At 36.6% G+C, this 5,954-nt stretch carries 5 protein-coding genes and 3 pseudogenes; 1 reads left to right on the top strand and 7 read right to left on the bottom strand.

The window, feature by feature from the left end; genetic code table 11:
- Window positions 1-83: pseudogene (locus tag BLW34_RS15890) on the bottom strand (IS5/IS1182 family transposase); the annotation flags it as partial.
- Between the two features lie 67 nt (window positions 84-150).
- Window positions 151-888, bottom strand: coding sequence for an EI24 domain-containing protein (locus BLW34_RS14775; RefSeq protein ID WP_090581200.1), 738 nt, complete (start codon window positions 886-888; stop codon window positions 151-153).
- A gap of 248 nt (window positions 889-1,136) precedes the next feature.
- On the opposite strand from BLW34_RS14775, the gene flgM reads away from it, so the two are divergent.
- A complete protein-coding gene (gene flgM / locus BLW34_RS14770; RefSeq protein WP_256203826.1) occupies window positions 1,137-1,442 on the top strand; it encodes a flagellar biosynthesis anti-sigma factor FlgM in 306 nt (101 codons plus the stop codon).
- Window positions 1,443-1,704: 262 nt separating this feature from the next.
- On the opposite strand, the pseudogene BLW34_RS14765 reads toward flgM, so the two are convergent.
- The 5 genes and pseudogenes from BLW34_RS14765 to BLW34_RS16275 form a co-directional block, all read right to left on the bottom strand.
- Window positions 1,705-1,929: pseudogene (locus BLW34_RS14765) on the bottom strand (integrase core domain-containing protein); the annotation flags it as partial.
- 500 nt (window positions 1,930-2,429) lie between these two features.
- A complete protein-coding gene (gene pstB / locus BLW34_RS14760) occupies window positions 2,430-3,239 on the bottom strand; it encodes a phosphate ABC transporter ATP-binding protein PstB (protein ID WP_090581197.1) in 810 nt (269 codons plus the stop codon).
- Window positions 3,233-4,159: a phosphate ABC transporter permease PstA gene (gene pstA, locus BLW34_RS14755; RefSeq protein WP_090581194.1), complete on the bottom strand. Its 927-nt coding sequence runs from the start codon at window positions 4,157-4,159 to the stop codon at window positions 3,233-3,235. The genes pstB and pstA overlap by 7 nt, the downstream gene beginning before the upstream one ends.
- 133 nt (window positions 4,160-4,292) lie before the next feature.
- Window positions 4,293-5,240, bottom strand: a complete 948-nt coding sequence (gene pstC / locus BLW34_RS14750) for a phosphate ABC transporter permease subunit PstC (RefSeq protein ID WP_090581190.1) — start codon at window positions 5,238-5,240, stop codon at window positions 4,293-4,295.
- Between the two features lie 528 nt (window positions 5,241-5,768).
- Window positions 5,769-5,954 (bottom strand): annotated as a pseudogene (locus tag BLW34_RS16275) (cytochrome C); the annotation flags it as partial.

Here is a 5,954-nt window from a genome sequence, read left to right as displayed (position 1 = left end):
GTCTTCTTGCGCGCACTTTCCAGCAGTGGGCGGATCTGCTCGAACTGTTCGCGACTGATATCACTTGGATAACTTGTTCTCATCCTGCAAATATCGCACTTTTTCTGTCAAACGAAAAGACTTTGAACAGGTTCTTAGAACCGAAGAGGTTTATTTCCGAGAAGAATTAAAGTTAGATTTATGACGAAAATTTTCTAGACGTGCTAATTCAAAGTGAATAAATGCTAACGCTGTTAATGTCGGAGCAAATAAATTCAGGAATGGTATAAACTGAACGAAACCAGTCAACAATCCTAAACCCCAAAGTGATAATTTATCTACTCTCAGTAAAATTCTTAATTCTTCCTTACTAGCATGCTCTGATAATGCGTCATAACTAAATAATCGCTGATTCAAATATGCAGCAGCCAAAAAAGACGCTAACATTCCAACACCGACAAACCAGAAAGGTAAAGCGATACTCCACAACGCTATAAATATAATAATTGCAGAGATAACGTGAAATAGACTCCCTATAATACTTCCACCATTTTTCCGATCAAGTAATGGATAATATCGTTTAGCAACAAAATCAATCAGTGACGGCATAACAAATAGAGCAGTTATTATCATGGTTGTCACAATCACTAGCATAACCAAAATAATTACATTTAATACATCTCCAATACTATTTGTAATCTTTAGTAAATCAGACTCATCAAACCAATCCTTCACGATAGTAAATGGGATAATCTCTGCAAGCCATTCAGCTGAAGGGATCCAAAAAAATTCACCAATTATTAGCCAGAGTATGCTAGCTACAAAGAGAGGCCAAACCAGTATCCATAGAATCTTAAAGTTAAAAAGATTACGGAAAGCTAATGAAAATGCGTTAAAGATCTGGATCATATAATATCAACTGTAAGAATTTAAGAGTCTATAAAAATAAAAAATGCTGAGTGTATGAATGACTATTAAGTATATATCTATGAAGCCATCCAGCTATTTTCTATATTTCTGAAAAAATTAATTGAAGACATTGATGTATAGCATGTAATACAATTAATGATAGAAGGCTTTTGTTATACTTACTAAACTAAAGTAGTTTGGTTAAATGTCGTTAAATTATTAATAATCTCTATTAAAAGGATTTTATCTTGAAAATAGATAACTCAAATCCAGCACGAAAAAACGGCATTATTAGTAATAAGCAGAAATGTGATGACAAAATCATCTCTATTCAATCATCAGATTTTTCTCAAGCAGAAAATAGTTTGCATATTAACCCTCCTTCTATTTTATCGCACTCTATCGAAAACAATAGTCAAACCATAGATATTATTAAGGTAGAAGAGATAAAGCAGGCAATAATTGAGGGTCGTTTTAAAGTCAATTCTGACGTAGTAGCTGATCGACTGCTAGAAGTAGTAAAGGAGCTTATCCAATCAGAAAATAATAAATGATGTGTAACAATACATTAATAGGTCTCCTGTAGTCAGAGTGAAATGCTATCAAGAGTTAATTGAAATTCTTAATAAAGAACATACTTTTGGTTATCAGAAATTGTTCTAAAAAACGAGTATGCTCATGATTTCAAGTGTATTCTTTCCACACACCATTCATCACATTGTAATTTGGTGTAACCCAATACTCTATTACCCACAAATGCCCCCCCCAGTAACACTTTGAATCGCCCCGGTTTTTCCGGAGACTTTTTAGTTTGAGTCAGGCTGCATTAGCTGACTCCTTTAATTGGCGATAATATGCCATTTCAAATTCAGCCGGTGGAATATTTCCAATCGGCTCCAATAATCGGCGATTGTTGAACCAATCGACCCATTCCAAAGTGGCAAATTTCACTTCATCAATATTGCGCTAGGGGCCGCGATGCCGAATGACTTCCGTCTTGTATAATCCGTTAATCGTTTCGGCCAACGCATTGTCATAACCTGTCCACGTTGCCACATCACCGGGCGACCGACCCCAATTTGCCGTTGCAGGCCAGTATCTTCTTTTGATCCTCCGCCAAACCAGCGCTGCACGTTTCGTTTTCCCCGCCATGGTCACCTCCGTCAAGAGTTGCATGATGTATAAGAACCACGGCTATTATAAGTCAATCTGTAATGCTAATGCTGGCTGAAACGAACTGCTAGGTAGATCGTTTCAGCAAAACATTCACTATTCTCGGTGAGCTTGTCTAACTGACAAGCAATTGATTAAAATATGAATTCTACAAGATTAGGTCAAGCGATGTATTTGCATATATTTTACTGAAACGATCTACTAGACAAGATTTGCCAGCACCGATAAAGTAGCAATTAGCACAAACTTGATAAGGATCGCGGAAAAACGCTAAAACTACTCATAGAGATGCAAATTTAAATAAGTATTGGCAGAAAATTTAAATAACTTGAACTTGCTACCGACTTATATACACCAAGCTGAAAAATCTAACCAAAACGCCCCGTAATGTAGTCTTCTGTTTCCTTGTTCTTTGGTTTAATGAAAATTGTGTCTGTTATATCAAATTCTATTAACCGCCCCAAATACATATAAGCAGTATAATCCGATACACGAGCTGCCTGCTGCATGTTATGAGTCACTATAAGGATTGTTACTTTATTTTTAAGATCAGCGATCAATTCTTCGATGCTAGCAGTTGCAATTGGATCTAATGCCGAAGTAGGCTCATCAAATAATAGTATTTCAGGATCAGTTGCAAGCGCTCTTGCAATACATAATCTCTGCTGCTGCCCACCAGATAAATTAAAAGCAAGATCATTCAACCTATCTTTGACCTCGTCCCATAATGCTGCGTTACGTAACGCGTCTTCCACCTTTTCATCCAGCATTGCACGTTTTTTAATACCTCTAACTTTCAATCCATAGGCGACATTTTCATAGATCGATTTAGGAAAAGGATTCGGTTTTTGAAATACCATGCTAATACGCATTCTTACCTCGATCGGATCCACATAAGGCGAGAGAATATTCTCATTGTCTGGATATAGAACTATATCGCCTTCATAGCGATTACCCGGATAAAGATCATGCATACGATTAAAGCATCGCAGGAAAGTAGATTTACCACAACCTGATGGTCCAATTAGTGCGGTTACCTGCTTCTCATGCAAGACCATATCAATATTTTTTAGTGCATTAAAACTCCCATAGTAAAAACTCAAATTTTTCACTATTGATTTATGTTGGTCAAGGGAAATGCCACTCGCCTCAGATTCTACTAAACTATTTTTTACCATTTGATTTTTTTACGCATACGATAGCGTAGATAAATAGCTAATGCATTCATCGCTAGTGTCATGACGACTAGTATTAATCCTGCCGCTGCTGCATTAGACTGAAATTCCTCTTCAGGTCGTGATACCCAATTAAACATCTGTATTGGCATCACTGTGAATGGTGCTGCCAACCATTCGAAAGATATAAATGGAAATTCATTTTTTATTGGAGATGGAGGCAGAAACGCAATAAAAGTCAGCGCACCAATTGTAATAATAGGAGCTGTTTCACCAATAGCCCGAGCCAATCCAATTATTACACCCGTCAAAATACCTGGAGCAGAATACGGTAATAAATGATCGGCGACTGTCTCCCATTTAGTGGCCCCCAGCGCATAAGAGCCCTCACGAATCACAATAGGAATAGTCCGTATCGCCTCACGAGTAGCCACAATAACAATAGGTAAAATCAATAGAGCTAAAGTCAACCCTGCAGCTAAAATACTCTGCTCCAGACCCAATTGATAAACAAACAACCCTAACGCCAGTAAACCATAAATAATAGAAGGCACCCCTGCAAGATTGGTAACATTAATTTCAATTAGTTCCGTGAATAAATTTTTAGGAGCATATTCTTCTAAATAAACACCAGCTGCTATCCCAAGTGGGACGGCCGATATTGCTGTAACCAACATTACTAGAGTAGTTCCCACCCAGGCTGAAAGAATACCTGCCGATTCTGGTCGACGCGAAGGAAATGAAGTAAAAAAGTCCCAAGACAAACGAGGCATACCATCTATGAGCATTTGTGTAAATAAAGCCATAAATGTTAGTAAAGCAATCATTAAAGCAAGCACACCCGCAATTAAAAAAATCAAATCCCAACGCCTATGTCGCGCTATAACAACGCGTAACTCTTCTAATTTCTTTTCTTCGTTCATAAATGCTGCTTATTTAGAATAAAGTTTTTATTAAAATACTTAACAAAGCGTTAATTAATTGCGTCAAATTCTATTTTATCCAGGAATATCTTAAATATTACCTAGATACTATTTAAAATTGAATGTAATCTTTTTAATATGCCTGACGATATCGCTTACGCAATAGATGGCCAAGTATGTTAAAGATCAATGTAATCAGTAATAAAGTTAATCCTGCTGCAAAAATAGTTTGATAGCCAATGCTGCCATGTGGCAAATCCCCCAAACTTACCTGAACAATATATGCGGTAATTGTTGCAGCTTGTTCCATTGGATTCCATGTCAAATTTGGTTGCATACCAGCAGCTATGGCTACAACCATAGTCTCCCCTACTGCGCGAGAGATTCCTAAAATATAAGCAGCTGCAATACCTGAAAAAGCTGCTGGCATCACAACTCTGATAGCGGTTTGAAATCTCGTGGCACCCATAGCATAAGAACCTTCTCGCAAATGCATCGGTACAGAACGCATAGCATCCTCAGTCATTGAACTTACATAAGGAATAATCATTATTCCCATTACTAGCCCCGCAGACAACAAACTAAATCCTGGCAAATCAGGAAAAATGACCTGTAATAAAGGCGTAACGAATAAGAGAGCGAAATAACCGTAAACGATAGTAGGTATACCTCCTAACAACTCAAGAAATGGCTTTGTGATCTCTCGTACTGTATAAGATGCAAATTCTGAAAGATAAATAGCTATAGTTGTACCTAATGGGAGCGCTACCAGAAGTGCTACAGTAGAACTTACCACCGTCCCTGAGATCAATGGAAGAATACCATAGTGTGCATCATTAAATAACGGAGTCCATTGTGTGTCAGTAAGAAATTCCCAAATCGAAACTTGCTGAAAAAATACAAATGACTCTTTTACTAACATAAAAACAATAGAGAAAGTAATTAAAATCGAAAAAAAAGCTGCTAAAAATAGCAGCAATTCTATAACTTTCTCTTTTATGTGACGCTTATAGCTATACTGTAGATTGCTAGTTGATCTACTTATCTTCTCACATGTACTCTTTACATTTTTTGAATACATATTATTTTTCTAAATTATGAATTCAATTATTCTAAAATAAAATAATTACATTTTTATTGAAAGTATCATACCGATAACATACAACTTACGAGAATAAGATATTGAAGAAATATTAGAATTAATTCTTTCTTACATTACTTTATCAAATATTATCTAGTTGCATTTTTATCAAACGATATTTCTTCCAACACCAAATCAATTCAAACATTTGTTTATATAAATATTAACTACAAACCAATCTCAATTGACTTTCCGATTTATCAGCTTAAATTCAAGTATATTTATGCCGAACCCCATCTTCTTCTCATAGCTTACTACACTTTCCAGAAGCACATAAAATCACTCTTTTAGAGATCAATCATTATTCCAGCATATCTGACTTAGCAACTAGAGAATTTAAGATATTTCACCGCAAGTGAACAGAAGAACAAACTACATTCTTCAATCTGATGAATCTCCCCGTCTCTCTACATGAGGGGGAGATTCATTGATGAGATCAAAATTTCTTTCTCTCTGATTTAAATTCAATTAATCGACGTCTTCATCAGTGGAGTCTTCTTCATCAGAGTTTTCCGCTTTACTTTCTTCACCATTTTCATCATCTTCAGCGTCTTCCTCTTCACCATCTTCATCCTCGCCCTCCTCTGGCTTCAACACCATCTTGCCAGCGGCTAGACTCGCATTCAAATCAGTCATCGGCACTTCCTCATGCAC

Source organism: Nitrosomonas sp. Nm58 (genome assembly GCF_900107335.1).
Taxonomy (GTDB): Bacteria; Pseudomonadota; Gammaproteobacteria; order Burkholderiales; family Nitrosomonadaceae; genus Nitrosomonas.
This window is presented reverse-complemented; position numbering and strand designations above follow the sequence as displayed.